Genomic DNA, 434 nt, shown 5'->3' with positions numbered 1-434 from the left:
AGCTTGACATAGACATCCGCCGCCGGGCCTTCGCCCATGCGCGCCTCGACCTCCGCAAAACGGCGTTCGAGTTCCTTCATCTTGTCGACGGGTAAAGTGGCCAAGGGAAATCCAGGAGCTAAAGTGGAATATTGTGCGATTCAGCAAAGCGCTTGAGGATATCCCGCACCGGTATGTTGGACGTCTTGTCGTCCAGCACCTCGTTGAGCGTGCGCGATAGCGCCCCGGCATCGAGGCCGAGCAGCATCGCCTTGACCGGACCGATCGAGGCCGGCGACATCGACACCGAGCGGAAGCCGATGCCGATCAGCGCCATGGCCGAGATCGGCTTGCCGGCCATCTCGCCGCACAGCGTCACCGGCGTGCCATTGCGTTCGCCGGCGCGGACGATGTCGCGCAGCAGCCTGAGGAAGGGCTTGCCCAGATTGTCGAAA

1 protein-coding gene is annotated in these 434 nt (G+C 62.7%); it reads right to left on the bottom strand.

From position 1 onward, the window contains the following. Positions 1-118: 118 nt before the first annotated feature. The coding region (locus tag AC1D0P_RS30035; RefSeq protein ID WP_477680067.1) for a putative PEP-binding protein at positions 119-434 on the bottom strand (316 nt) is incomplete at its 5' end.

Source organism: Polaromonas sp. P1_G2 (genome assembly GCF_056405515.1).
This window is presented reverse-complemented; position numbering and strand designations above follow the sequence as displayed.